This window comes from Frigoribacterium sp. AC512 (genome assembly GCF_979258295.1).
In genome coordinates this window covers 342,952-369,515 of record NZ_OZ409850.1, presented here as the reverse complement: position 1 = coordinate 369,515, position 26,564 = coordinate 342,952, and the positions used below count along the sequence as shown (strand labels likewise).

16 protein-coding genes are annotated in these 26,564 nt (G+C 74.1%); 5 read left to right on the top strand and 11 right to left on the bottom strand.

The features are described from left to right. Nucleotides 1-53 precede the first annotated feature (53 nt). Nucleotides 54-1,070: a LacI family DNA-binding transcriptional regulator gene (locus ACZZ97_RS01550; protein ID WP_463472054.1), complete on the bottom strand. Its 1,017-nt coding sequence runs from the start codon at nt 1,068-1,070 to the stop codon at nt 54-56. A 289-nt stretch (nt 1,071-1,359) separates the two neighbouring features. On the opposite strand from ACZZ97_RS01550, the gene ACZZ97_RS01545 reads away from it, so the two are divergent. After that, nucleotides 1,360-6,576 carry a glycoside hydrolase family 3 N-terminal domain-containing protein gene (locus ACZZ97_RS01545; RefSeq protein WP_463472053.1) on the top strand — a complete coding sequence of 1,739 codons (5,217 nt, stop codon included), beginning with the start codon at nt 1,360-1,362 and terminating at the stop codon, nt 6,574-6,576. Nucleotides 6,577-6,950: 374 nt separating this feature from the next. Here ACZZ97_RS01545 and ACZZ97_RS01540 read toward each other — a convergent pair whose 3' ends face one another. Then, nucleotides 6,951-7,940 carry a LacI family DNA-binding transcriptional regulator gene (locus tag ACZZ97_RS01540; RefSeq protein WP_463472052.1) on the bottom strand — a complete coding sequence of 330 codons (990 nt, stop codon included), beginning with the start codon at nt 7,938-7,940 and terminating at the stop codon, nt 6,951-6,953. A 126-nt stretch (nt 7,941-8,066) separates the two neighbouring features. Here ACZZ97_RS01540 and ACZZ97_RS01535 point away from each other — a divergent pair, with 126 nt between their 5' ends. Both ACZZ97_RS01535 and ACZZ97_RS01530 read left to right on the top strand, forming a co-directional pair. Further along, nucleotides 8,067-10,205 carry an aldo/keto reductase gene (locus ACZZ97_RS01535; RefSeq protein ID WP_463472051.1) on the top strand — a complete coding sequence of 713 codons (2,139 nt, stop codon included), beginning with the start codon at nt 8,067-8,069 and terminating at the stop codon, nt 10,203-10,205. Nucleotides 10,206-10,475: 270 nt separating this feature from the next. Continuing rightward, on the top strand, nt 10,476-11,183 hold the full coding sequence (locus ACZZ97_RS01530; RefSeq protein WP_463472050.1) for a hypothetical protein: 708 nt from the start codon (nt 10,476-10,478) through the stop codon (nt 11,181-11,183). A gap of 328 nt (nt 11,184-11,511) precedes the next feature. Here the strand turns inward: ACZZ97_RS01530 and aztD are convergent, their stop codons facing one another. From aztD to aztB, 4 genes are all read right to left on the bottom strand, one after another. Continuing rightward, nucleotides 11,512-12,795 carry a zinc metallochaperone AztD gene (aztD, locus tag ACZZ97_RS01525; protein WP_463472049.1) on the bottom strand — a complete coding sequence of 428 codons (1,284 nt, stop codon included), beginning with the start codon at nt 12,793-12,795 and terminating at the stop codon, nt 11,512-11,514. A 43-nt stretch (nt 12,796-12,838) separates the two neighbouring features. Then, complete coding sequence (aztC, locus tag ACZZ97_RS01520; RefSeq protein ID WP_314104628.1) at nt 12,839-13,756, bottom strand: zinc ABC transporter substrate-binding protein AztC; 918 nt, start codon at nt 13,754-13,756, stop codon at nt 12,839-12,841. A gap of 176 nt (nt 13,757-13,932) precedes the next feature. Further along, the gene (locus ACZZ97_RS01515) at nt 13,933-15,339 is read right to left on the bottom strand and encodes an ABC transporter (RefSeq protein WP_463472048.1); all 1,407 of its coding nucleotides are present in this window, start codon (nt 15,337-15,339) and stop codon (nt 13,933-13,935) included. After that, nucleotides 15,336-16,295, bottom strand: a complete 960-nt coding sequence (gene aztB, locus ACZZ97_RS01510) for a zinc ABC transporter permease AztB (protein ID WP_463472047.1) — start codon at nt 16,293-16,295, stop codon at nt 15,336-15,338. Before aztB ends, ACZZ97_RS01515 begins: the two co-directional genes overlap by 4 nt. Nucleotides 16,296-16,339: 44 nt before the next feature. Here aztB and aztA point away from each other — a divergent pair, with 44 nt between their 5' ends. After that, nucleotides 16,340-17,092 (top strand): zinc ABC transporter ATP-binding protein AztA, encoded by a 753-nt coding sequence (gene aztA, locus ACZZ97_RS01505; RefSeq protein ID WP_463472046.1) that lies wholly within the window; start codon nt 16,340-16,342, stop codon nt 17,090-17,092. A 254-nt stretch (nt 17,093-17,346) separates the two neighbouring features. After that, nucleotides 17,347-18,027, top strand: coding sequence for a class I SAM-dependent methyltransferase (locus ACZZ97_RS01500; protein ID WP_463472045.1), 681 nt, complete (start codon nt 17,347-17,349; stop codon nt 18,025-18,027). A gap of 214 nt (nt 18,028-18,241) precedes the next feature. Here ACZZ97_RS01500 and deoC read toward each other — a convergent pair whose 3' ends face one another. The 5 genes from deoC to ACZZ97_RS01475 form a co-directional block, all read right to left on the bottom strand. Further along, nucleotides 18,242-18,940, bottom strand: coding sequence for a deoxyribose-phosphate aldolase (gene deoC, locus ACZZ97_RS01495; protein ID WP_463472044.1), 699 nt, complete (start codon nt 18,938-18,940; stop codon nt 18,242-18,244). After that, on the bottom strand, nt 18,937-20,574 hold the full coding sequence (locus ACZZ97_RS01490) for a GMC family oxidoreductase (protein ID WP_463472043.1): 1,638 nt from the start codon (nt 20,572-20,574) through the stop codon (nt 18,937-18,939). The genes deoC and ACZZ97_RS01490 overlap by 4 nt, the downstream gene beginning before the upstream one ends. Beyond that, a complete protein-coding gene (locus ACZZ97_RS01485) occupies nt 20,571-21,953 on the bottom strand; it encodes an alpha/beta hydrolase (protein WP_463472042.1) in 1,383 nt (460 codons plus the stop codon). The genes ACZZ97_RS01490 and ACZZ97_RS01485 overlap by 4 nt, the downstream gene beginning before the upstream one ends. 446 nt (nt 21,954-22,399) lie before the next feature. Further along, on the bottom strand, nt 22,400-23,623 hold the full coding sequence (locus tag ACZZ97_RS01480; RefSeq protein WP_463472041.1) for a DUF2254 domain-containing protein: 1,224 nt from the start codon (nt 23,621-23,623) through the stop codon (nt 22,400-22,402). Nucleotides 23,624-23,801: 178 nt separating this feature from the next. Next, nucleotides 23,802-26,447 (bottom strand): MMPL family transporter, encoded by a 2,646-nt coding sequence (locus tag ACZZ97_RS01475; protein WP_463472040.1) that lies wholly within the window; start codon nt 26,445-26,447, stop codon nt 23,802-23,804. Nucleotides 26,448-26,564: the final 117 nt, after the last annotated feature.

The following is a 26,564-nucleotide window of genomic DNA, read 5'->3' as shown; positions in this document are numbered from 1 at the left end:
GAGTGTCGAAGCGCTTCGACGACGGGCCGTCGAGCGCCGGGCGCGTCGAGGAGTCAGGAGACGGCGACCTCCGCGGTCGAGCGGCCCGCGATCCAGGTCGGCGCGATCAGCTGCACCTGATCCGTCGACCGGCCGTCGAGCTGGGCCATGGTCAGCTCGACCGCGCGGCGACCCGACTCCTCGGCGGGCAGCGGCACGACGTCGAGCGCCGGCACGAACTCGGCCGTGTCGAAGCTCGAGCAGGCCGAGACGACGGACACGTCGTCGGGCACGCGCAGGCCGCGGGCGGCGAGCGACCGGAGCACGGCGCGGTGGGCGCCCTCGTTGCAGTTCAGGACGAGCGCGGTCAGGTCGGGCAGCGCCTCCTGCAGCACCTCGACCGCGTCACGCAGGTCGCCGGGCGCCGGCGCGTGCGCGACGGCGCCGCGCAGCCCGCGGGGGTCGGCCTCGATCGCCGCGACGAAGGCGTCGCGGAACCGCGGAGCGAAGTTCGAGCCGTGCTCGTAGAGGGCCGCGGCGTGGCCCACCATGCCGATCGACCGGTGGCCCTGGTCGGCGAGCCGGCGGACCGAGGTGCGCGCCGCCTCCTCGAAGTCGAAGTCGACGCAGACGAGCCCGGTCGTGTCGCGGGGCACGCCGACGACCGTCGCCGGCAGGTCGAGCTCGCGCAGCAGCGGGAGGCGGACGTCATCGGTGTCGACGTCCATCAGCACGACGCCGTCGACCAGCTGGCTCGACGCCACGCGGCGGAGGCCCTCGAGCGGGTCGGCCTCGGTCAGCAGCAGGATGTCGTAGTCGTGGTGACGGGCCGCCGTCGCGATCGCGACGACGAACGACATGAACGCGGGCGGGTGCGTCTCGGCGTGCATGGGAGCGCTGAGGGCGAGGATGTTCGTCCGCGTGCCGGCCAGCATCCGGGCTCCGGCGTTGGCGCGGTAGCCGAGGTCGCGGACGGCCGCGTCGATCCGGAGGCGGGTGTCGGCCCGGATGGACCGCTTGCCGCTGAGCGCGTACGAGACGGTGCTGATCGAGACGCCGGCGGCCTTGGCAACGTCGTGGATCGTGGTCATCTCGGCCTCCTCGTCGAGTCGTCGTACATCTGGTCACTCGTCTCGGCGAAGCGCTTCGACGGCTGTGTCGGACCTGAGACTAAATCACCGTGAACGTTCACGCAAGGCGCGGGAGGACGCGCCGGGCCCCTTGCCTCTGCGCCGCCTGTGTGAATACGATGAGCCGATCCGCCCCTGGCCCCCGTTCGCGGGGTCGGCGAGGGCGGTCCTGCCTCGCGACAGCACGCGGCCACGACGACGTGGCGGCGTGGACTGTCCCGCGTCAGTTCGTGATTACAAGGGAGTAATCGTGGCCGTCGGTCCTGTCCGCACTCGTTCACCTCGCACCGCTGGCTCGTCCTCGCGACGCGCGCCCGGCTCCCGGCACCGCGCCCGCGGCCTGCTCGGCCCCGCCGCGCTGACCGCCGTCTCGGCCCTGCTGCTGAGCGGTCTGCCCGCGGTCGCCGCCTCGGCCGCGCCGGTCGACCTCGCGCGGTACGGCACGGTCGTCGCCTCGGCGACGCAGTCGGACAAGGACGGCACGTTCCCGGCCGACGCCCTGATCGACGGCGACTCGACCACGCGCTGGGCGAGCGGCAACGGACCCGACGAGGACGTCCCGTTCACCGCCTCCGTCACGGTCGACCTCGGCGGCGTCTCCCGCGTCGACTCGATCGGCATCGACTGGGAGACGTCGTACGCGTCGAGCTACCGGATCGAGACCACGCAGGGCGACCCGGCCCTCGAGGCGAGCTGGACGGTCGCGAAGACGGTGACGAGCGACGGCGAGCGGGACGAGGAGGCGGTCGGCACGCCCGACGCGCCCGTCGAGGCCCGCTACGTGCGGCTCAGCATGCTGCAGCGCGCGGCCGCGACCTGGGACCTGCCGCGCCAGCACTGGTACGGCTACTCGGCCTTCGGCCTGCAGGTCTTCGGGGAGTCGCAGACCCGCGCCGTCACGCTCGACCGGTCGACCGCGACGGTCGCCGCCGGGCAGCCGCTCGCCGTCGGGCTCAGCCTGACCGGCGCGAGCACCGAGCCGGTCACCGCGCGCGTCCGGTCGGCCGACGGCACCGCCGTCGCCGGCACGGACTTCGAGGCGGTCGACCAGGAGGTGACCTTCGCACCCGGCGAGACCACCGCCTCCGTAGTGGTCACGACCCTGTCGACGGGCGGCCTCAGCCCGCGTCGCGCCTTCACCCTGACGCTGTCCGAGCCGAGCGAGCCCGTGACGCTCGGGGCGCGGTCGACGCTGGCCGTCACCGTGACGCCGACCGGCGCGCTGCCGAACGTCGGCGCCACGACCGTGATCGACGACTTCGAGGGCGACGTGCCCGCCGGGTACTTCCCGTGGGGCGCGAACGGGCCGGTGACGCCGACGCTCGGCACCGTCACGGCCGATCGTGCGGGATCGTCGGGGACGAAGGCGCTCAGCGCGGTCGTCGCGGGGCCCACCACGCAGGCGGACTGGTTCGGCTTCGCGCACGACACCGCGGCCACCGACTGGAGCGACCACGACGGCTTCTCGTTCTGGTTCAAGGGGAACGCCACCGGCCTGCCGCTGCGGTACGAGCTGAAGAACGGCAACGACGCCCTCTTCGAGCAGACCGTGATCGACGACAGCACGGAGTGGAAGGAGGTCAGCGTGCTGTTCGCCGACCTCCGCTCGAAGACGGCCCCGACCAGCGACGCCCGCTTCGACCCCTCCGCCTCGACCGGCTTCGCCGTCACCCTGACGGCCCTCGGCGCGGGCACCTGGCTGTTCGACGACGTCGCCGTGTTCGACCGCGCGACGATGATCGAGGACTTCGAGGGCGACGTGGACCTCACGACCGGGGCCGACCCGGTCGGCTTCTTCACGTGGGGCTCCCCCGCGCCGCTCGAGCCGACCATCAGCCGCGAGGTGACGACCCAGGAGCGCGCCGGCGTCGCCGACAACCACGTGCTGAGCGGCACCTACTCGATCCCCGAGGGCGGCTACGGCGGGCTCAGCCACGACCTGGCCGACGCGCAGGACTGGTCGAGCTACCAGGGCCTGCGGTTCTGGTGGTACGCCTCCCAGGCGAACAACCCCGCGTCGCCCACCGCGGGCGCCGATCTCAAGGTCGAGATCAAGGACGGCGACCCCGCGGGCGGCGGCGACACCGCCGAGACCAGCGAGCTCTGGGCCGCCACGTTCAAGGACAACTGGGGCAGCAGCACCAGCCGCTGGAAGCTCGTCGAGCTGCCCTTCTCGTCGTTCACGCCGTCGGGCTACCAGCCCGGCGACGACGCGACGAAGAACGGCACCCTCGACCTGACGAGCGCGTTCGGCTACTCGATCACCTTCGCCCCCGGCACTCCGGCGCCGGTCGGCTGGGCGATCGACGACACGCAGGTCTACGGGACCCCCGCGACCGCCGCCTCCGTGACCGTCGACTCGACGCAGGACGTCTGGCTCGTCGACGCGGGCGACACCGCGGAGGTGCCGCTCACCCTCTCGACGGCGGGCGACGAGCCCCTCGCCTCCGACGTCGTCGTCGACTGGGCGACCGCCGACGGCACCGCGGTCGAGGGCGTCGACTACGACGCGGCCTCGGGCACGGCGACGTTCCCGGCCGGCTCGCCCTCGGGGACGGTCCAGACGATCAGCGTGACGACCCGCGCCTCCTCGGGGCCGGCCGAGTCGAAGGAGCTGCAGCTGACGCTCGCGTCGACCACGGCCAAGGTCGGCGAGGGGCCGCGCATCGTGATCGGCGCGCACGACCTGCCCTACCTCGACGCGTCGCTGCCGACCGCCGAGCGCGTCGCCGACCTGCTCGGGCGGATGACGCTCGAGGAGAAGGTCGGCCAGATGGCCCAGGCCGAGCGCCTCGGACTGTCGTCGCCGAGCGACATCAGCGGACGCGCCCTCGGCTCGCTGCTCAGCGGCGGAGGCTCGGTGCCGCAGGGCAACACCGCCGTTGCCTGGGCCGACATGGTCGACGGCTACCAGCGCGAGGCGCTCTCGACCCGCCTGCAGATCCCGATGATCTACGGCGTCGACGCCGTGCACGGCCACAGCAACGTGGTCGGGGCGACGATCTTCCCGCACAACACCGGCCTCGGCGCGACCCGCGACCCGGCGCTCGTCGAGCAGATCGCCCGCGTCACGGCGCAGGAGGTGCGCGCGACCGGCGTGCCGTGGACCTTCGCCCCCTGCCTCTGCGTCTCGCGCGACGAGCGCTGGGGCCGCAGCTACGAGTCGTTCGGCGAGGACCCGGATCTCGTCCGCACCTTCGCGGCCCCCTCGGTGATCGGCCTGCAGGGCGACGACCCGACCGACATCGGCGGCGCCGACGAGGTGCTGGCCACCGCCAAGCACTGGGCCGGCGACGGCGGCACCACGTACGACGAGTCCGTCGTCGGCACCGGCGCGTACCCGATCGACCAGGGCGTCACCGAGGCCGAGTCGCTCGAGGACTTCACCCGGCTGCACGTCGACCCGTACCTGCCTGCCCTCGAGGCCGGCGTCGGCACGATCATGCCGTCGTACTCGGCGGTCGACCTCGGCGACGGGCCCGTGCGCATGCACGAGAACGCCGCGCTCAACAACGATCTGCTCAAGGGCGACCTCGGGTTCCAGGGGTTCCTCATCAGCGACTGGGAGGGCATCGACAAGCTGCCGGGCGGCAGCTACGCCGACAAGGCCGTCCGCTCGGTGAACGCCGGGCTCGACATGGCGATGGCGCCCTACAACTACGGCGCGTTCATCGACAGCATCGTCGCGGCCGTCGGCTCGGGCGCCGTGTCGCAGTCGCGGGTGGACGACGCCGTGCGGCGCATCCTCACGCAGAAGTTCGACCTGAACCTGTTCGAGCAGCCCTTCGCCGACCGCACCAACGTCGACGGCGTCGGCAGCGCCGCGAACCGTGCGGTGGCCCGCCAGGCCGCGGCCGAGTCGCAGGTGCTGCTGAAGAACGCAGGAGGCGCGCTGCCGCTGGCTGCGGACGCCGACCTCTACGTGGCCGGCTCCAGCGCCGACGACCTCGGTCGCCAGATGGGCGGCTGGACGATCAGCTGGCAGGGCGGGTCGGGCGACACGACGACCGGCACGAGCATCGCCGAGGGCATCCGCGAGGTCGCGCCCGGCGCGACCGTCACGGTGAGCCCCGGCGCCACTGAGCCGATCCGCTCGGACCAGACCGGCGTCGTGGTCGTCGGCGAACGGCCCTACGCGGAGGGACAGGGCGACGTCGGCAACAACGGCTCGAGCCTGTCGCTCACGCCGGCCGACCAGGCCGTCGTCGAGAAGGTCTGCGCGGCGACCTCGTCGTGCGTCGTGCTCGTCGTGTCGGGCCGCCCGCAGCTGCTCGGCGACGTCGTCGGGCTCGCCGACGCGGTGGTCGCGTCGTCGCTGCCGGGCTCCGAGGGCGCCGGCGTGGCCGACGTGCTCTTCGGCCGCCTGCCCTTCGCCGGGCGCCTGCCCGTGACCTGGGCGGCCAGCGCCGACCAGGTGCCGATCAACGTGGGCGACGCCGACTACTCGCCGCTGTACCCGTACGGCTGGGGCCTGCGCACCGACGGCGCGCGCGACCGGCTGGAAGCGCTCGTCGCGTCGCTGCCCGCGGGCGCGGCCCGCGACGGCGTGCAGGACGTGCTCGACGGCGACGTCTGGGCGGCGGACGGGACGGTGGCAGGCGGGGACGCCGAGGCCGTCACGCGCCTCCTCCGCTCGCTGGTCGAGGCGGTCGGCCCGTTCTCGGGGACCGACCTCGACTCGATGGGCGCGGCCGACGACCTCGTGTCTGTCGCCCGCGACCTCGCGCAGGACGCGATGGTCGACGGGACGGCCGCCACCGGGCCCGCGGGCGTCGGCGCGGCGGCGCTGACCGCCGACGCGGAGAACGCGTTGCAGCGCGGGCTGCCCGACGTGGCGCTCGCGCGCCTCGCGACCGTGCTGGGCGTCGACCTCGGCGTCGTCGAGCCGGCCAAGACGGTCGTGCCGGGCACGCTCTCGCCGGCCACGGCACGGCCGGGCGACACGGTGTCGATCACGGCGACCGGCTTCGTCGCGGGCGAGGAGCTCGCCGGGACGATCTTCTCCGAGCCGCAGTCGATCGGCGACACGACCGCGACCGTCGCCGGGGTGGGCGTGCTGCGGTTCGTCGTGCCGGCCGACCTCGAGCCGGGGGCGCACGTCGTCGAGCTCGAGGGCGGCGCGCAGCTCGCTCGGGCGACGCTGACGGTGCTCGCCGCCGCGGGGCCGGGCGACCCCGGTGACCCCGGTACGCCGGGCGGGGGCACCCCGGGCGGCGGCACGCCGGGTGCGGGCACTCCGGGCGGCGGTACACCGGGTGCGGGCACGCCGGGCGGCGGCACTCCGGGCGCGGGCGCAGGCGTCGGCGGCGGGTCGGGCGGCGCGGCCGCCGTGGCCGGCCGCGACGGCCTCGCCTTCACCGGCTCGGACGCCTGGGTCGGCATCGCCGGCACGGCGCTCCTGCTGATCGCGGTCGGTGCGTGGCTGACGCTGCGCCGCCGCCGCCCCGGCGCCCTCGGCGACGAGTAGCCGGCCTCCGGCGGCGGCGGCGGCCGGCTCGGCTCGCTGCGTCACCTCGAACCGCGTTCCGAACCATGAACCGCGTTCTTTCGCGGTTCATGGTTCGGTTCGCGGTTCATCGCCCACGGGACGATGAGGGGGCGCGACGGGCGCGCGGGGCGCGCGGGGCAGGCGGGGCGCACGGGGTGCGGGCGCGGGATCCGAGCGGGAGGGCGGGCTGCCGCGAGCCACCCGTCGCCCGCCTGGAACACCCCGGAGTGGACGGAACACCCCGGAACTACGGGGTGCTTCGTCCACTCGGGGGTGTTCGGCGTGCCGGGCGCGGGGCGCGGGGCGCGGCGAGTGCGCGACGCGCTACGCCGGCGCGGCGAGTGCGCGGCGCGCTACGCGGACTCGCGGAGCAGCAGCGTGCGCGCGACGCGGCGCCGCGGCGGCTCCGCGCCGGCGAGCATGTCGGCCACGACCTCGACCGCGACGCGCGCCAGCTCGGCCTTGTCGATCGAGAGCGTCGTCAGCTCCGGGGTGACGAGCGAGCCGAGGTCGAGCCCGTCCATGCCGACGACGGCGACGTCGTCCGGCACGACGACGCCGAGCCGCGCGAGGCCCTTGAGCGCCCCGATCGCGAGCACGTCGTTGAAGGCGAGCAGGGCGTCGGCGTCCGGGTACGCCCGGAGCAGCTCCGCGACCGCCCGCACCCCGTCGGCGTGCGTCTGCTCGACCCGCACCTCCGAGGCGGGGCTCCACGCCAGGCCGTGCTCGGCGAGGTACTCGCGGTAGGCGAGGGCCCGCCCCGAGCCCTCCACGCCGGAGTCGATCATCGCGACCCGGCTGCGGCCCGCCGCCCTGAGGTGGTCGAGGGCGCTGCGCACGGCCGTCCGTGTCTCGATCTCGATGACGCCCTGGGCGCCTCCGTCGGGATCGGTGTCGACCTCGACCGTCGGGACTCCCGCGACCTGCTCGCGCAGGTCGCCGAGCGGCATGAGCGAGACGAGCACGTCGACGCGCGGCACCAGGGACGCGAGGCTCTCCCGGGCCACGGAGGCGTCGTGCCCGAGGTCGCAGAGCAGCACGCCCCAGCCGCGTGCGGTCGCGGCCCGGCTGAACTCCGACGCGACCTCCGGGTAGTAGGGGTTGCGGAGGTCGTCGAGCACGAGTCCGACCGTCACCTGCCGGCCCTTGACCAGGCCCTGGGCCGCACGGTTCGGCCGGTAGTTCAGCTCGCGGGCCGCCTGCACGACGCGTTCGCGCGTCGCCGCGCTGACGTCGGGCAGGCCGTTGAGCGAACGGGTCACCGTCTGGCGCGAGACACCGGCGACCCGGGCCACGTCGAGGATCGTGGCAGGGCGAGGGAGGCGGGGGCCGGCAGTCGTCACCCCCTGAGGTTACTGGTAGCGTCGTCGATGGCCGTGAACGTTCACGGTCGCTCGCTCGCTCGACTGCACGGCCCCGCGACCGCCCGCTCGCTCGCCGGGTGCTCGCCGACCCCGTGAAGGACACCGATGTCTCCCCTCCGAACTCCCGCCGACGCGACCGCCGCCTCCTCGACCCTCGCCGCCTCCTCGACCCTCGCTGCCTCCTCGACCTCCGACCGTCTGGCCGAGCCGGGCGCCGCCGCCCGCTGGGCCGTGCTCGGCGCCGGCTCGATCGCCCGGAAGTTCGTCTCGCAGCTGCCCTCGTCGGGCGGGGTGCTCGCCGCGGTCGGCAGCACCGACGCGGGGCGCGCCGCCGAGCTCGCGACGTTCGCCGTCGAGCAGGGCGCGGCGCCCGCCGGCGAGGCGCCCCGCGCGGAGGGCGCCGCGGGCGCCTCCACCGCGGTCGTCCGCACCGGGACGTACGCCGAGGTCCTCGCCGACCCGACGATCGACGCCGTCTACGTGGCGACGGTGCACACCACCCACGCTCGCCTCGTGCTCGACGCTGTCGCCGCCGGCAAGGCCGTGCTCTGCGAGAAGCCGCTGTCGCCGAACGCGGGCACCACGATGGCCGTCGCCGACGAGGCTCGCCAGGCCGGGGCGACCCTCGTCGAGGCGGTCATGTACCGGTTCCACCCGCAGACGCGGGCCCTGCTCGAGCTCGTCCGCGACGGCGCGATCGGCGAGCTCGTGCACGTCGACGCCGCGTTCTCGTTCGCGGCCTCCGAGCGTGAGGGCCGCCTGTTCGACGTCGACACGGCCGGCGGCGGGATCCTCGACGTGGGCGGCTACCCCGTCTCGCTGGCGCGCGCCGTCGTCGGGGCCGCTCGCGGCCGCGCGTTCGCCGAGCCCCTCGCCGTGACCGCCAAGGGCACGCTCGGCCCCACCGGCGTCGACGAGTGGACCCTGGCCCAGCTCGACTTCGGCGACGGCGTGACCGCGGCCGTGCGGTGCGGCGTCCGCGTCGACGACGCCAACATCGCGACGATCACCGGCTCGCTCGGCAGCGTCGTGCTCACCGACCCGTGGTTCGGCGACGACGCGGAGCTGACCGTCCGCACCGTCGACGGCGAGACGCGCACCCTGTCGTTCCCCGGGGCACAGCCCTACGGCCTCGAGGCCGCCGCGACGATCGCCGCCCTGCGCGACGGCACCGGCGAGGCCGCCGAGATCAGCCTCGACGACAGCGTCGGCACCGCCCGCGTGCTCGACCAGTGGCGTGCCGCGATCGGCCTGCGCTACCCGTTCGAGCGCGAGGACGTCGACATCCCCACCGTCACCGGCCGCCCGCTCACCGTCTCCCCCGACGCCCCGATGGTCTACGGCGAGATCGCCGGGGTCGGCAAGAAGGTGTCGCGACTGGTCATGGGAGTGGACAACCAGCAGGACCTGGCGCACGCCTCCTCGATCTTCGACCACTTCGTCAGCCAGGGCGGCAACGCGTTCGACACCGGCTGGCTCTACGGCGACGGCGAGATGGAGGCGCGGCTCGGCCGCTGGATCGCGAACCGCGGCATCCGCGACGACGTCGTCGTCATCACGAAGGGCGCGCACACGCCCTACTGCGACCCCGAGTCGCTCACCCGCCAGCTGCTCGAGAGCCTCGACCGCCAGGGCACCGACCACGCCGACATCTACATGATGCACAGGGACAACACCGACGTGCCCGTGGGCGAGTTCGTCGACGTGCTCGACGAGCACCGCCGGGCCGGGCGCATCCGCGTCTACGGCGGCTCGAACTGGACCCCCGCCCGTGTCGACGAGGCGAACGAGTACGCCCGCGCCCACGGCCGCGCCGAGTTCTCGGTGCTCTCGAACCACTTCGGCCTCGCCGAGGCCTACGACGTGCCGTGGGCCGGGTGCGAGCACGTCACCGACCCCGAGTCGAAGCAGTGGCTCGAGCAGCGCCAGATCCCGCTGCTGCCATGGTCGTCGCAGGCGCGCGGCTTCTTCACGGGCCGGGCCCGCCCCGACGACCTCACCGACGCGGAGCTCGTGCGCTGCTACTACAGCGACGACAACTTCGAGCGCCTGCGCCGCGCGGAACAGCTCGGAGCCGAGCACGGCGTCGCGGCGACGGCGATCGCCCTGGCGTACGTGCTGCACCAGCCGTTCCCGACGTTCCCGCTGTTCGGTCCGCGCACCATCTCGGAGGCGCGGTCGTCGATGCGCGGCCTCAGCGTCTCGCTCTCGGACGAGCAGGTCGCCTGGCTCGACCTGCGCTGACCCGGCTGCGTCTCTCGTCATTCAGGAAGATGGGTCCTGGGTCGCGCAACTCAGGACCCGTTCGTCCTGACCTGTGCACGACTCAGGACCCGTGCACGCTCGATTCCTGACCGCTGACGTCGAGACAGCGGGCCGAGGAGGCGCGAGCCCCGTCCCCCCGACGTGGCCACCACCTCCTCGGTAACAGTCAGGTAACGCACCAATCTCATCCAGCGAGGGTGGCGAACCCCTGTCAACTCCCCACCGGGAACCACAGACAAGGAGAAACCCATGAACATCTCGCGCAAGACCATCACCAAGTCCGCCTTCGGCATCGTCGCCTCCGGCGCCCTCATCTTCAGCCTCGCCGCCTGCTCCTCGACCGACGCCGGCACCGGCTCGTCGTCCTCCGCTGCCCCGTCGTCGTCCTCGTCGGCCGCCAGCACCGAGCCCGTCGCCTCGCTCCCCGACCTCAGCAAGGGCGTCGACACCCAGGTCGCCGTCGACGCGTCCTTCGTCGAGGCCCTCACCAGCCTCGGCCTCACCCCCGGAGTCGTCGGCACCGCCGGATTCGACGCCACCACCGGCACCTTCTCCTTCCCCATCACCGGCGGCAACGTCGACTACTACGACCCCTCCTCCGACGTGCGCCCCTACGTCCAGGGCGAGATCGACCACGACGGCTCCGGCCTGTCCCTGACCGCCGCCGACGGCACCGTCGTCGAGCTCACCGACTTCCGCATCGACCCGGGCGAGAGCAAGCTCTACGGCACCGTCACCGCCAACGGCACCGTCGCCGCAGAAGACGCCTACCTCTTCAACCTCTACGGCGGCTCGCTCAAGCCCCTCCAGATGGAAGGCACCAACGCCGTCCTCGAGGGCACCACCGTCCACATCAGCCCCGACGCCGCCGGCCTGCTGAACCAGACCTTCAACACCGACGCCGTCCAGGACGAGATGCTCGTCGGCGTCGCGAAGATCACCGTCGCCACCGAGTAGGGTCCGCCCTCACCCGAGTGACGACGACACCGGCCCCGACCCTGCACGTGGGCCGGTGTTCCCGGTGGGGCCCCGCTCTGCGCTCCGGCGCGGGGCGGGGTTCTCCCTCCGCTCGGTCATGAACCGTCAGAAAAGGTCCTTTCCCTTCTGGGAAAGGACCTTTTCTGTCGTCTCGCCGCGCGGCGACGGGACAGAGACGGGACCGACTCGGCACCGTCACCGTTCAGGAGGTGCGGGCCCGCGCCTCCTGAACTGTGCACGACTCAGGACTCCTGCTCCCCCCGTTGCGCGACTCAGGACAGATCTTCCTGAACGGGGAGAGCCCGGGCTAGCCGGTGACGACCGCGATCTCGTTGGCCGCGACGCCGAGGTCGCCCGTGGCCGTGACCTCGCCGGTCGCGACGTCGACCGCGTGGATCGAGCCCGACGCCGGGTCGGTCACGTACGCGGTGTCGCCGACGACCGAGAGGCTCGGGTGCGAGTCCTGCCACTCGGCGGGCCCCTCCCACGCCTCGATCACGGGGAAGGACGCCCCGAAGGAACCGGCGGCGACGTCGAGCACGTGCAGCGCTCCGTCGGTGCCGAGCACGAGCGCGTCGTCGTCCGCGGTGCGGCCGACGCCCTTCCAGGTGTACGCCACGCCGTCGGGCAAGTCGAGCACCTGCGAGCTGGCGGCGGCCGTGTCGACCATGGTGAGCTGCGTCAGCTCGTAGCCCTCGGAGTCGGGGTCGCTGTTGTAGTCGCCGAGCATGACGGGCGACGAGTCGGTGACGTAGGCGTTGCCGGTGCGGCCGTACTCGTCCGCGGCGGCGATCTTCGTGAACGCGCCGTCGTCGTACAGGAGGACGCCGTCGCTGCAGCCGAACACCGCGACCTCGTCGGCCGTGGTGCCCTCGCCGTGCACGGAGGGGCACTCCTCGCTGCGCGCGGTCTCCTCGCCCGAGGCGTCGAGCGCGCGCACGCCGACCCGGGACTCCGAGTCGCCGATCGTCGTCAGCAGGGTGCCGTCCTCGAGCTCGATCGAGACGCCGTGGTGGGCCTCCGGCGACGAGATCGTCTCGGTCGCCGGCAGCTCGCCGGTCGACGAGACGTCGAGCAGGTCGGCGGTGTCGAAGACGGTGGTGTCGCCGGTGCCGTCCGAGAACAGGATCGTCTTGTCGCCGTGGCGCACGACGTGGCCGGGCGTCGGCGCCTCGAACACGAGGTCGGTGAGCTCGGGCTCGGCGGTGTAGTGAACGGACTCTGCCGACGTCCCGTCGGCGGTCCAGGCCCCGGTGTCGAGCACCTGGAACCCCTCCTCGGTCGAGACGAGCACGTGCCGTCCGTCACCGGCCGGGTTGACCCGGTTGAAGCCGGCCAGCTCGATGTCGGCCACGGTCTCGAGGGTGGTCGCGTCGAGCACGAGCACCCCGCCGTCGTAGGTGGCCGCGATGCGGGGCTGCGCCGAGGAGGCGGTGGTCGCGCCCGCCCCGGAGGCCGCGCCGGTCGCGCCGTCGCCCCCCGCGCCTCCTGCACTCGAGCACGCCGTGAGGGCGAGCGCGGCCGAGGCGGCGAGGGCGAGGCCCGCGAGGGCCCTGGTCTGGTGTCGCGAGATCTGGTGTCGCTGGGTCATGTGATCCGTTTCCGTGTTCGGTGATGGGGGTGGTGCGGGCCGGTCAGGGCGACAGGCCGGTCGCGATGAGCTGCTCGTTCGAGCGCATCATCTCGAGGTAGGTCTCGGCTCCCCCGCCGGGGGCGCTGAGCGACTCGGTGTGCAGGGCGACGACGTCGACCTCGACGTCGGCCTCGTCGGCGAGGACCTGCACGAGGCGGTCCGGCTGGGAGGCGTCGGCGAAGATCGTCGCGACCCCCGCCTCCTCGATCGCGTCGGTGAGCCCGGCGAGGTCGGACGCGCTCGGCGCCGCCAGCGTCGTGCCGCTCGGCAGCACGGCCCCGACGACGCGGAACCCGTACCGCTCGGCGAGGTAGCCGAAGACGTGGTGGTTCGTGACGAGCGCACGACGCTCGGCGGGGATCGCGCCGAAGCTCGCCTCGAGGTCGGCGTCGAGCTGCTCGAGCTGGCCCCGGTAGGAGGCGGCGGCCGACTCGAGCGCACCGGCGTCGAGGCCGTCCACCTGCGTCGCCAGCTCGCGCTCGAGCCCGTCGACGACGTCGAGCATCCGCTGCGGGTCGGTCCAGAAGTGCGGGTCGAGCTCGCCCTCGGCGTCTCCCTCGGCGTAGGCCAGGGGCTCGATCAGGTCCCCGGCCTCGACGACGGGCACGCCCGCCGCGGCGGCGGAGTCGACGTGCTGCTGCAGGCCCTCCTCGAGGCCGAGGCCGTTCGAGACGACCAGGTCGGCGTCGCGGAGGTCGGCGGCCTCACGGGCCGAGATCTCGACGCTGTGCGGGTCGGCTCCCGGGGGCATCAGGGTGACGACGTCGGCCTGGTCGCCGATCAGCTCGCCGACGACGTCGCCGAGGATGTTCGTCGTGACGACGACGCGCGGGGTGCCGGCGGCCGCGCCGCCTGTGCCGGCGGGGCCGCCGGTGCCGCCGTCGGCGAGGGCCGAGCAGCCGCTCGTGACGAGCAGCACGGCGAGGGCGGCGGCGGCGGCTGCCGCGGTTGCTGTTGCCCGTGCGGGTCGCCCGGGTCTGACACCCCCGAGTGGACCATGCACCCCGGAATGACGGGGTGTTCCGTCCACTCTGGGGTGCCGGAGGGGGGCGGGCGCGGGCGCGGCGGCGGAACCGGCGAGGAGGCGCGCGCGGCTCATCGACCCGTCTCCACGACCAGGCGGCCGGGCAGCGGCAGCGTGCGGGCTACCCGCGCCGAGTCGGCGTGGTCGATCTCGTGCACGACTCCCGCCGACGGCGAGTTCACGTAGCTGCGCGACGCGTCGACCTCGAGCACGACGCCCGCGGGCAGCTCGGGCCCGTCGGCTCCGGCGACGAGGTCGGCGGCGACCAGCGGCTCGGTCCGGGCGAGCACGCCCTCGGGCGAGAGGACCACCACGCGTCCGGAGGTGTCGACCGCCACGACCGTGTCGTCGGAGTCGCCGACGGCCGTCGCTCGCAGGAGCGGCTCCGGGGTCTCGATCAGCGTCCAGCTGCGGGCCCGCGTGTCGAGCAGCCAGGCACCGCGGGTGCCGGCGACGGAGGCGACGGCCGGGCGTCCGGGACGCGCCTGGAACGAGGTGGCCACGTCCGACGCGGCCGTCCCGACCGGGTACGGGATGCGCTCGAGCGTCACGTCGCCGACGCTGTCGGCGGTGGCGAGCACGGCGCCGTCGGCGCAGCCGACGACGACGCCGACGCGGGTCGCTGCCGAGCCTCGGAGGGCGGGGCAGGGCTCCTCGAGGCCGTCGACGGGCTCGCCCTCGGCGGTCGTGACGACGACCGTGTCGGCGAGCACGGGCGAGGCCGGCCCGGAGGCGTCGGCTCCGTCGCCGACGACGCTCGCGATCAGCTGGTCGCCGAGCGGCACGAGCACGCCGTCGTGCGGCGTCCCCTCGGTCCGGCCGACCACGTCGAGCTCGCCGTCGGCCAGGGCGTCGCCGTCGAGCACGAGCCCCGCGCCGGTGGCCGGCCAGGACGCGGCGGTGAGGGAGGCGCTGGAGGCGGCCCGCACCTCCTGCGGACCGCCCTCGGACGCACCGGCCTCGTCGGAGCCGCTGCCGGCGCCGCTGCCGCTGCCGGTGCCGGTCTCGACGCCGAGGTCGGCCAGGTCCTCGGGCTCGGCGACGACCCGGGGATCCGCGAGGTAGTAGTGCGAGTGGTCACCGTGGGGCACCGTCCAGGCGCCGCCGTCGACGACGGTGAGCCGCCCGTCCGGGGTCGCCGCGAAGAGGTGCCGGCCGTCGGTCGTGAGCGAGGAGGCGTCGCCGAGCGAGCCCCCGGACGCCAGCTCGACGATGTCGCCCGAGGCAGGGTCGAGGGCGCTCAGCACGTCGCCGTCGAGGGCGACGAGGCGGAGCTGCGGCTCCTGGAGCTCGCGGGCTCCCTCGACGTACCCGTGCGGGACGGCGGTCTCGTCGGCACCGGTCGTGCCGGCGTCGGTCGCGCCGGCGTCGGTCGTGCCGGCGTCATCGGCGTCGTCGGCGGAGCCGGGGCTACAGGCCGAGAGGGCGAGCAGCGCGACGAGGGCGGCGGGGAGGAGGGCTGTGCTTCTTCTGGTCACGAGTGCGGGGTCGCTTCCTGTCGCGCCGCGGGCGCGAAGTCGAGGGTCGGGCGGTCAGGTGCGGGGTGGGCGGCGACGGAGTCGACGAGCGCGGACGCCGTCGCCCCGGCGGTCGCGTCGGACGTCGATGCCGAGGAGGCGCGGTCTCCGACCACGGCACGCGCTGCGGCCGACAGCCCGGCCAGCGCCACGGCGCACGCGGCGATGCTCGCGCCCGCCGCCGTCGAGGCGTGCCACGAGACGAGCAGCCCGACGAGCACGGCCAGGGCACCGACGAGAGCGGCGGCGGCCATGGTGGTGGGGATGCGACGGGTCCACTGGGCGGCGGCCACGGCCGGGGCGATCAGGAGGCCCACGACGAGGAGGCTGCCGACCGCCTGGTACGAGGCGACGACGACGAGGGTGACGAGCCCCACCAGCACGACGTGGGCGAGCCCCGGGCGGAGGCCGGACGTGCTCGCGACCCGGGGGTCGAAGGCGAGGGCCACGAAGGGGCGGTGGAACGCGGCCGTGACCACGACCCCGACGACGACCGCGACGGCGATGAACACGAGGTCGCCCTGGTCGACGGCCAGCACGTCGCCGAACAGCACGGCCGTGAGGTCGGTGGCGAACGAGCGCGAGCGGGAGACGATCACGACGCCCACGCTGAGCATCGCGACGTAGAGCAGGCCGATGGCGGTGTCGGGAGAGACCCGCGATCGTCGCGTGACGAGCCCGACGCCGGCCGTCATCACGGCGGCGCTGACGGCGGCGCCGAGCACGGCGGGCAGCCCGAGGAGCGCCGCCAGGGCGACGCCGGGCAGGACTCCGTGCGCCATGGCCTCGCCGAGGAACGCCATGCCGCGGACGACGACCCAGGTGCCGACGACGCCGCAGAGCACGGCGACGAGCACGCCGCCGACGAGGGCCCTGAGCATGAACGCCGTGCTGAACGGGTCGAGGAGGAAGGTCACGAGGCACGACCATACATGAAAACGATTATCAGTATGATCAGGGCATGGACATCGCACCGGGACCCCTCGCGCCGCCCGCGGCGGCCGCCCGCGACCTCGCCGCCGCCACCGACCCTGCCCTCACGCCCGCCCATGACCTCACCCCCGGCCGCGCCGGACGGGTCTCGGGGACGGTCGCGCGCCTCCTCGGCGTCAGCGCCCGCCACGACGGACGCACCGCCCTGCAGGGCGTCGACCTGGAGGTGCGTGCCGGGCGCCTGACCGTGCTCGTCGGGCCGAACGGCTCGGGCAAGTCGACGCTGCTGGGCGTGCTCGCCGGCACCCACCGCGACCTGGAGGGGCAGGTCGACGTGCCTGCATCGGGCACGACGGCGTTCGTCGTGCAGCGGAGCGCGGTCACCGACCGGCTGCCGATCACCGTGCGGGAGACCGTGTCGATGGGTCGGTGGGCGTCACTCGGTCCGTGGCGGCCGCTCGGGCGGCGGGACCGTGCCGTGGTGGACGACTGCCTCGAGGCGCTCGACGTCGCCGACCTGGCACGGCGTCCGCTGGCGGCGTTGTCGGGCGGGCAGCGGCAGCGCGTGCTCGTGGCTCAGGGGCTCGCACGCCGGGCCGACCTGCTGCTGCTCGACGAGCCGACGGCCGGGGTCGACGCCTCCGCCACAGCCCTGATCCGAGCAGCCGTCGACGCCGAGCTCGCCCGCGGGGCCACCGTCGTCGAGGCGACCCACGACCACGCGCTGCGCGGGCCGGGCATCGACGTCGTGCACCTCGTGGACGGCCGTCGCGTGGGGTGAGCGCGGCTGCACGCGCTGCACGCGCGGCGGCTGCAGCCGCCGCACGCGTCTCCCCGGGCGCGAGCTACACCCCTGAACCCGCACTACGCCCCCTGATCGCGCGGTGCAGTGCGGGTCTGAGGGTGCAGCTCGCTCTGCGGCCGCGGCGCGCACGGCGCGCACGGCACGCGCGACGACCGGACCCCGCGAACGCGCGCACACCGGAGGGTGCGCGTGGGTCCGCGGGGTGGAGACGGCGCGCGATGATGGTCGGTGTGCAGCTACCGCATAGTGGGCCCCCGCGTGAGCCCGACGCGGGCACCGACGCCGAGGCGGGCGCGGGTGCGGGTGCGGACGCCGTCCGTGCGGCCTACGCCGAACGCGCCGGCGAGTACGCGGCAGCGCTCGGCTCGATGAGCACGGTGCACCCCGACGACCTCGACCTCGTCACCCGCTGGGCCGGGGGCCTCGACGGCCCCGTGCTCGACCTCGGATGCGGTCCGGGCCACTGGACGGCGTTGCTCGCGCGGCGCGGCGGGCTCGACGTGTCCGGAGCCGACCCCGTGCCCGCGTTCGTGCAGCACGCCCGACGCACGCACCCGGGCGTCCGCTACGAGGTCGACTCGGCGGAGCACCTGCGTGCCGCCGACGGGAGCCTGGGCGGGGTGCTCGCGTGGTACTCGCTGATCCACCACGCTCCGGACGCGATCGGGGAGCCGTTGCGCGAGATCGCGCGCGTCCTGCGGCCGGGCGGGCGCCTCCTCGTGGGGTTCTTCGAGGCGTCGGCGCTCGAGCCGTTCGACCACGCGGTCGTGACTGCCTGGCGCTGGCCGGTCGACGAGCTCGCCGCACAGCTCGGGTCAGCGGGGCTCACCGTCCTCGAGACGACGACGCGCACCGACCCCGGCTCACGCCCGCACGCGGCCCTGATCGCCGAGCACCGCATCGGCCGCTGACCGGGAAGCCCCTGCGCGGCCTGCGCAGCCCGGGCTCGGACACCGCCGAGTGGACGCGACACCGGCGAACGACGAGGTGTTCCGTTCACTCGGCGGCGTCAGGGGGAACAGGCGGCAGGTGGCAGACGGCCGGGAACGACGCTGCCGGACGGCCGGACGCCCCGCCGCCGGGGAGGCAGCGGGGCGTCCGGACGAACGGGAATGCTCGGTGCGACTAGTACGAACCGGCCCCCGAGGAGACGGCGGCCGAGTCGGCGAGGAGCGCCCGCGACCCCGAGACGCCCAGGCGCGTGGCGCCGGCGGCGACGTACTTCTGCGCGTCGGCGAGGGTGCGCACGCCGCCCGAGGCCTTGACGCCGAGGCGTCCGCCGACGGTCTCGGCCATCAGCGTGACCGCGTGCTCGGACGCACCGCCGGCCGGGTGGAACCCGGTCGAGGTCTTGACGAAGTCGGCACCGGCGGACTCGGCGGCCTTGCAGGCACCGACGATGGCGTCGTCGCTCAGCGCTGCCGACTCGATGATGACCTTGAGCACGGTCGGGGCCGGGACGGCCTGGCGGACGGCGGCGATGTCCTCCTCGAGGGAGGCGTAGTCGCCGGCGACCGCGGCGCCGACGTCGATCACCATGTCGACCTCGTCGGCCCCGGCACGGACGGCCTCGGCCGCCTCGGCGGCCTTGACCGCGGAGGTGTGCTTGCCGCTGGGGAACCCGGCGACGACGGCGACCTTGAGGTCGGCGCCCTCGGGCAGCACGAGGGGCAGCATCGACGGCGAGACGCAGACCGAGTACGTGCCGAGCTCGACGGCCTCGGCGATCAGGGCGTCGACGTCGGCGCGGGTCGCCTCGGGCTTGAGGAGGGTGTGGTCGATGAGGCGCGCCGCGTCGGCGCTGGTGAGGGTCGTCTCGGTCATGAGACCAGGGTACGGCGGTCGACCGCACCGTCCGGCGCCGCGTCGCCGTCGGCCCCGCCGTCCCGGACCTCGACGACCGAGGCCGTCGGGTGCTGGGCGAGGAACCGGTCAGCCGTGCGGAGCGACATCGCCATCTGCAGCAGGGCGGGGTTCGCCACGACGGCGCTGGGGAACGTCGAGTTGTCGCAGACCCACAGGTTGGCCACGTCGAAGCTGCGGCCGTCGGGGTCGACCACGGCGTCGGCCGCGTCGTCGCCCATGCGGCAGGTGCCGAGGGTGTGCGCCGTCCGGGCCAGGACCCGTATGTCGGTGCCGCCCGCAGCCTCGACGATCGACCTCATGGTGCGGATCGCGTGCTCGTCGATGGCCTGCTCGTTCGGGCCCGCCGTGAACGAGATGCGCGCCTTGGGCACGCCGACCCCGTCGAGCTCGTCCGACAGCACGAGGCGGTTCTCGTCGCTCGGCAGGCACTCGGCGTTGATGCCGATGCCCGCCAGGTGCCGGTACCCGCCGATGACGTCGGCCAGCTCGTCGCCCCAGAGCCCCCCGCCGCGCACCAGCGTCGTGGCGAGCGTGAGCGGAGGCACGCCCAGGCTCTGGATGAGGTAGCCGCCCACGAAGTCGGCGTCCGCCGGCGCCCTCAGGTCTTCGGTGATGATCGACGACGGGTAGCCGCGGTGCCCGCGCATCTCGCCCGCGAAGGTGCCCCAGACCTGGGTCGCGCCGTGCGCCATGAAGTTGCGACCGACTTGGCCGCTGCTGTTCGCGAGGCCGGTGTGCAGCAGCAGCCGCGGGGTCTCGACGCCGCCGGCGCAGAGGAACAGGGCCGCGGTGCGCTGCCGGTGCTCGACGCCGTCGTGCACGTAGACGACGGCCGTGACCTCGCCGTTCTCGTCGGTGTCGATGCCCGTCACCGTCGAGTCGGGCCGGATCTCGGCGCCGTGGGCGACCGCGCTGGGCAGGTACGTGACGTCCATGCTGACCTTGGCGCCGTTGCGGCAGCCCTGGTGGCAGCTGCCGCAGCTGACGCAGGCGTGGCGGAGGCCGGCGTGCTCCTGGTGGTGATCGTGCGTGATGAGTGCCTCAGGGGCGTCGGCCGTGCGGATCCCGACGACGTCGCAGCCGCGCACCATCATGTCGGCCGCCGCGTTCCGCCCCGCGGGCGGGTACGCGTAGTGCCGCGAGGGATCCCACGGGTAGTCGCTCGGCCCGGAGACGCCGACGAAGGCCTCGACCTGCTCGATGTAGCGCGTGACCTCGGCGGAGTCGACGGGCCAGTCGACCCCCTGGCCCGTGACGGTCTTCAGGTGCAGGTCGCGCTCGTCGGGCCGGGGCACGAAGGCGCCCCAGTGCAGGGTCGAGCCGCCGACGCCGCGACCCGAGTTGTTCGGGCCGAAGGCGTTCGGGTCTTCGCCGTCGCTGAGGCGCTCGTCCATCCAGTTGATGGCCGTGCCCGCGTCCTCGTCGTTCGTGTACAGCTCGGGATCGAAGTTGGGCCCCGCCTCGATCGCGACGACGCGAAGGCCGGCCGCCGCCAGCTTCGCCAGCAGGGGCGCGCCTCCGGCTCCGGTGCCCACGACGACGGCGTCCACGACCTCGTCGTGCCCGTAGGTGGTCATGTCGTCGAGCTTCATCGTGCTGCCTCCATGGTCGGTTCCCACGCTTCTCGGGCATCGGCGGCCAGCAGCTGGAAGCCCTGGAAGCGCGGCCCGTCGCCGCCGTTCGCGTAGCCGTCGTAGCCGATGCGCGACATCGTCGCCGGGTGCGAGAGCCAGGTGCGGACGAGGTCGACCCGGCAGTCCTCGAACCAGAGCGTCATCTGCTCGGCCGTGAAGTCGTCGGACCGGGGCTCGTGCTCGCCGGCGATGATCGCGGTGACGAGGGCGTCCTGCTCGGCCCGTGACAGGTCGCCGAAGCCGGCCAGCTCGTCGAGCCCGCGGCGGTAGGCGTCGGGGTCAGGCGGCAGGGCGGCGTTCCGCCAGCCGTCGCCGCGGCCGGAGCCGACCTGAGCGTCGACGCGGGCGGCGAGGTCGATCCCCTGACGCGGCTCGGGTGCGCGCTGCGGCACGATGCGGTCGCTCAGCTCGCGCAGCGTCTGCAACTGCGCCTCGTCGAGGACGACGGGGCGGTAGCGCGGGTCGTCGGCGAGCACCCGTCGGGCGTGCAGCGCGCGGGTCTGTGTGCTGACGCGAGAGGAGGCGAGGGTGCGGACCACGTCGACGGGCACGACCGGGCCGGTGCCGGCCTCGTCGCGCCAGAAGTCGCGGATCGCGGCGGCGACCTCGTCGGGGCGCTCGAGGGGCAGCAGGTGCCCCGCGCCCTCGAGCACGTGCACCTGGGCCCGCGGGTAGACGCGGCCGTTGAGCTCGCGCTGGGCCGCCTCGCCGAGGTCGCCGTCGCTGCCGCCCGCGAGGATCACGGCGGGAACGTCGAGCACGCCCACCGCTTCTGACCAGTCTTCTCGGCTGCCGCGGTCGAACCAGGCCGTCCAGGCCTCGGCGGAGGCGCGCTGCACGTCGCCGACGGCGGTCGCGTCGGACGTCGGGTCGAGCGGCGCACCGACGTTCGCGTCGACGAACGCACGTGCCGACGCCGCGTCGAGCGCCCCTCCGTCGGCCATCGCGCGCTTCTCGGCACGGTCGTCGTCGCTCATCGGCTCGGGGGTCGGCGGTGAGGCCGCGAGCAGCACGACGCCGCTCAGGCCGAAGAGCCCGTGTTCGCCGGCGAGGGCGCGGGAGGCCACGACGGACGCGATCTTGCCGCCCATGCTGTGGCCCACCAGCAGCCAGCGACCCGGCGCGTGACGGCGGACCTTGCGGACGACCAGGGCGGCCATGTCGTCGACCGAGACGCCGGAGGCGGCGCTCGCGTCGCCGAAGCCGGGCAGGTCGAGCGCGACCACGTCGGCCGTGTCGGCGAGCCGTGCCGCGACGCCGTCGAACTCACGGGCGCTCATGCCCAGGGCGTGCAGGAAGAAGATCGTCGGACGGGCAGCGTCGACGGGTGTGTTCACGGGTGCTCCTCGAAGGGCCTCGGCGCGGTGCCCCCGGGCAGCGGGGGCACGTCGGACACTACGAGGCACCGCCGACACTACGAACGCACGCCTGACCGGCCTCCCAGCCTGCCGCCTCCTGCCGGGGTACGTCGCCTCCTCGAACTGTGTGTCGGCGGGTTCCCGTGGCCGTCGGCGGGTCAGCGCCGACCCGCCGGGGACGACGGGAACGCGCCGACACCAGTCATGACCCGCCCGGGACGACGGGAACCCGCCGACACCAGTCACGACCCGCCCGGGACGACGGGGACCCGCCGACACCAGTCACGACCCGCCCGGCATGACAGGGACCCGCCGACACACGCTCTGGCCCGCCCCGCGCGACAGCGACACGCCGACATGCGGAGGCCGGGTCGCGGCGGCTCAGGCCCGGGTCACGCCCGGTCGTGCGGGCTCAGGCTGCGGGCTCAGGCCGCGGCGGCGGCCGGCAACGCCGCCAGACGTCGCTCGAGGTCGTCGACCGTGCCGAGCCGGCGCTCCGGCGACACGTCCCGCAGGCGTCCGACGAGTCGTCGCGCCGCCGCGACCACGGCGGGCTGGTCGGCGCCGTACGTCTCGACGCCCGCCACGACCGAGTCGACGAGCGACTCGACCGACGGCAGCCCGACGACGACGCGGAGCGTCCCGTCGCCGTCGCGGTGCCCGGTCACACGGTCGCGTCCGCGCCACAGGGGCACGAGGACCGCCGTCGACATGTCGAGCGCGCTGACCGCCGTGTAGGGGTCGTTGGTGCCGGAGGCCAGGCCGCGCACGGCGATCTCCACGAGCTGCTGCAGCGCGTAGCCGACGTCCTGGTGCGGGGTCCGCGACGAGCCGAGCGTCACGCAGGCGCGGATCGCCGTCGCCGTGGGGGAGGACGCGGTCGTCGTCGTGCCCACGAGCTCGTCGCCGACGATGACCCAGCTGCCGGGCATCGAGCGCACGACCACGACCGTGTCGGCGTCGGCCGCGACGCGGACGAGCCGCGACCAGTCGACGGCCTGGACGTAGCCGTCCCGGTCGGTGCGCACCGCGGCCGTCGTGCAGGGCGCCTCCTGCGGCTCGGTCTCGACACGGTCGCCGGGCGAGGCCGGGTAGGCGAGGTCGGCCGCCGTCCGGAGGTCGCCGAGCACCTGCTGCTGCAGCGACGTGATCTGCACCGACGTCGCGATGTGGTGGATGAAGAAGACGAGCACGCCGACGTCGACCACGCCGAGCAGCACGGCTCCGTGCACGGCGAGCAGGGGCACGAACGCGTCGGCGCCGTCGACCTCGGTGTGCACCGAGCGCATCACGACGATCGCGTAGAGGAACGTCGAGGTGAAGGCCGCCAGCACGAGCTGGTTGGAGCGGTCGGCCATGAAGTTGCGCACGAGCCTCGGCCCGTAGGTCGACGACGTCGTCGCGAGCACCGAGATGGTGATCGAGAACGAGGTGCCGGCCACGGTCAGCATCGACGAGCCGATGATCGAGAGCAGGGACCGTCCGCCGCTCGCGCTCAGCGCGTCGAGGAACGGCAGGCCGACGGTGCCGCCGCCGATCAGGCCGCGGTCGACGGCGACGAGCAGCTCGGCCGCGACGATCGCGACGACGCCGAGCAGCGCCGGGAAGAACCAGAACGACTCCCGCGCGCGGAGCAGGACGGCCCTCACGGGCGGCCCCCGAGGGCGGAGGAGGCGCGGAAGCGGCAGAGGGACATGTCCCACACTGTGCCCGGTCGCGCCCTCGACGGCCCGGCCCGGGTCGCGCACGCAGACGAGGAGGCGCGGCGCGGCAGGGTGCCGCACCGCGCCTCCTCGACGCTGGTCGGGCCGTGGCCCGGGGGACGGGTCAGGCCCGGTGGGCGCCGTCCCCGTGGTGCCGGGTCGACGTCTCGGCGTCGACGGGCGCCTCGGCCGCGACGTGCGACACGGCCTCCGACGAACCCGAGCCCGAACCCGAGCCCGAGCCGGACCTGGACACGGACCCGGACCCGGCACCGCCGTCAGCGCCCGCAGCCGGGTGCGACCGCTCGAGCGACGCGCCCTCCACGTCGACGTCGGGCAGGATGCGGTCGAGCCACTTCGGGATCCACCACGCGGCGTCGCCGAGCAGGTGCATCACCGCGGGGATCAGCAGCAGGCGGACGACGAACGCGTCGACGAGCACGCCGAGGGCGAGCCCGAGGCCGATCGACTGGATCATCACGGAGTTCGAGAAGACGAAGCCCGAGAAGACCGCCGCCATGATCAGCGCCGCAGCGATGACCACGGTCCGCCCGGCGTGGACGCCGCGCTGGACGGCGAGGCGCGCCGGCGACCCGTGGGCGTACGACTCGCGCATGCCGCTGACGAGGAACAGCTGGTAGTCCATCGCGAGCCCGAACAGCACCCCGACCATGAGGATCGGCAGGAAGCTGAGGATCGGGCCGGGGTCGTGCACCCCGAACACCGGCCCCAGCCAGCCCCACTGGAACACCGCGGTGACGCCGCCGAACGCGGCGAACAGCGACAGGACGAAGCCGAGCGTCGCGGTCACCGGCACGAGGATCGACCGGAACACGAAGATCAGGATGATCAGCGACAGCCCGACGACGACGAGCAGGTACAGCGGCAGGGCCGCGGCCAGCTTCTCGCTGACGTCGATGTTGCCGGACGCGTTGCCGGCCACGCCGAGCGACGAGACGCCCTCGACGTCGAGCGAGCGCAGGTCGCGGACCAGCTGCTCGGTCGACTCGGCCGTCGGCCCGCCCTCGGGCACGACCTGGAACGCGAGCAGGGTGTCGTCGTCCGAGGCGCCGATCGGCGCGATCGCGGCGACGTCGTCCTGGGCGGCCAGCTCGGTGCCGACGCGCACCTGCTCGGCGACGAGGTCGTCGTCCGAGACGGCCTGGTCGAGGTCGGCGACGACGAGCAGGGGGCCGTTGACCCCCGCACCGAACTTGTCCTCGACGATCTTGTACGCCTGGTAGGCGCTCGACTCGACCGGCTCGGACGAGCCGGCCGGGAGGCCGAGGCGCATCGACAGCGCCGGGATGGCGACGATCAGCAGCACCACGACCCCGCCGATCAGCGTCAGGACGGCACGGCCGGTGCCCATCGGCTTCGACGGCACCTTCACGGCCCCGGTGCGGCCGACCGCGGCGCGCGCCTTCTTCGTGAGGATGCGCGGGCCGACGAGGCGCAGCAGCGCCGGCGTCAGCGTGATGGCGATGAGGATGGCGACGAACACGCAGACCGCGCCGACGGTGCCCATCAGGCCGAGGAACGGGATGCCCGTCAGGTTCAGCGCGAGCAGGGCGATGAGCACGGTCGAGCCGGCGAACACGACGGCGTTGCCGGACGTGCCGTTGGCCAGGCCGATCGACTCCTCGAGCGGCACGCCCGCCTTCAGCTGCGTGCGGTGCCGGTTGAGGATGAACAGCGAGTAGTCGATGCCGACCGCCAGGCCCAGCATCACCCCCAGCACCGGCGTGACCGACAGCATCTCGACGGCGCCCGAGAGCGACAGCGACGCGAGCACGCCGACGCCGACGCCGACCAGGGCGTTGACCAGGGGCAGTCCGGCGCCGATCAGGGTGCCGAGCATGACGAAGAGGACGACGGCCGCGATCAGCACGCCGGCGATCTCGCCCGGACCGAAGATCTCGGGGATCGTGGAGGCGATGTCGTTGGAGACCTCGACGTCGACGCCGGCGATGTCGGCGTCCTCCAGGTGCGAGACGACCGCCTCCTTCGCCTCGGAGGGCACGAGGTTGAGCGCCTTGTCGAACTGGACGGTGGCGACGGCCGTGGTGCCGTCCTCCGACACCTGGCGGATGCCGGACGAGAGGTCGAGCAGCGAGGCGCCGTCCTCGAGGGTCGTCTCCTGCGTCTCGAGCTCGGAGAGGCTCGAGTCGAGGGTGGACTGCTGCGTGTCGATCTGCTGCTGGCCCGCCGTGATCTGCGCCTGCTGCGCGTCGAGCTGCGGCTGCGCGGCGGCGAGCTGGCCGGCAGCCTCGGCCTGCGCCCGGGCGGCGTCGAGCTGCTGCTGGCCCGCGGTCAGCTGCGCCTGGGCGGCGTCGATCTGCGCCTGGCCCGACTCGATCTGGGTGCGGCCGTCGGCGATCTGCTGACGACCGGCGTCGATCTGCGCCTGCGAGTCGGCCAGCTGTGCCTGCGTCGCGAACGGGTCGACCGTGCCCTTGACGTCGTCGAGGTCGGTCATGCCGCCGAGCAGCGAGACGATGTCGGCCTGCTGGTCGTCGGTGAAGGCACTGTCGTCGCTGGTCGTGAAGACGACCGAGCCCGTGCCTCCGCTCGCCTGCGGGAACTCGTCCGCGAGCTGGTCGGACACCTCCTGCGTCTTCGTGCCGGGGATGCTCACGGCGGTGGTGAGGGTGCCGCCGAACAGGGCGAACGAGCCGCCGGCGAGGCCGAGCACGACGATCCAGGCGGCGATCACCACCCAGGCGCGTCGGGCCGAGAGCCGGCCGAGTCGGTAGAGCAGGGATGCCATGGGCGGTCGTCCTCCTGGTGGTGCGGTGGGCCGGTGGTCGGTCCGTGGGGTGGTGGAGCCTCGCGTCGCGTCGTCGGGAAGGAGGTGCGGGTCGGGTCGGTCTGGTGGGGGTCGGGC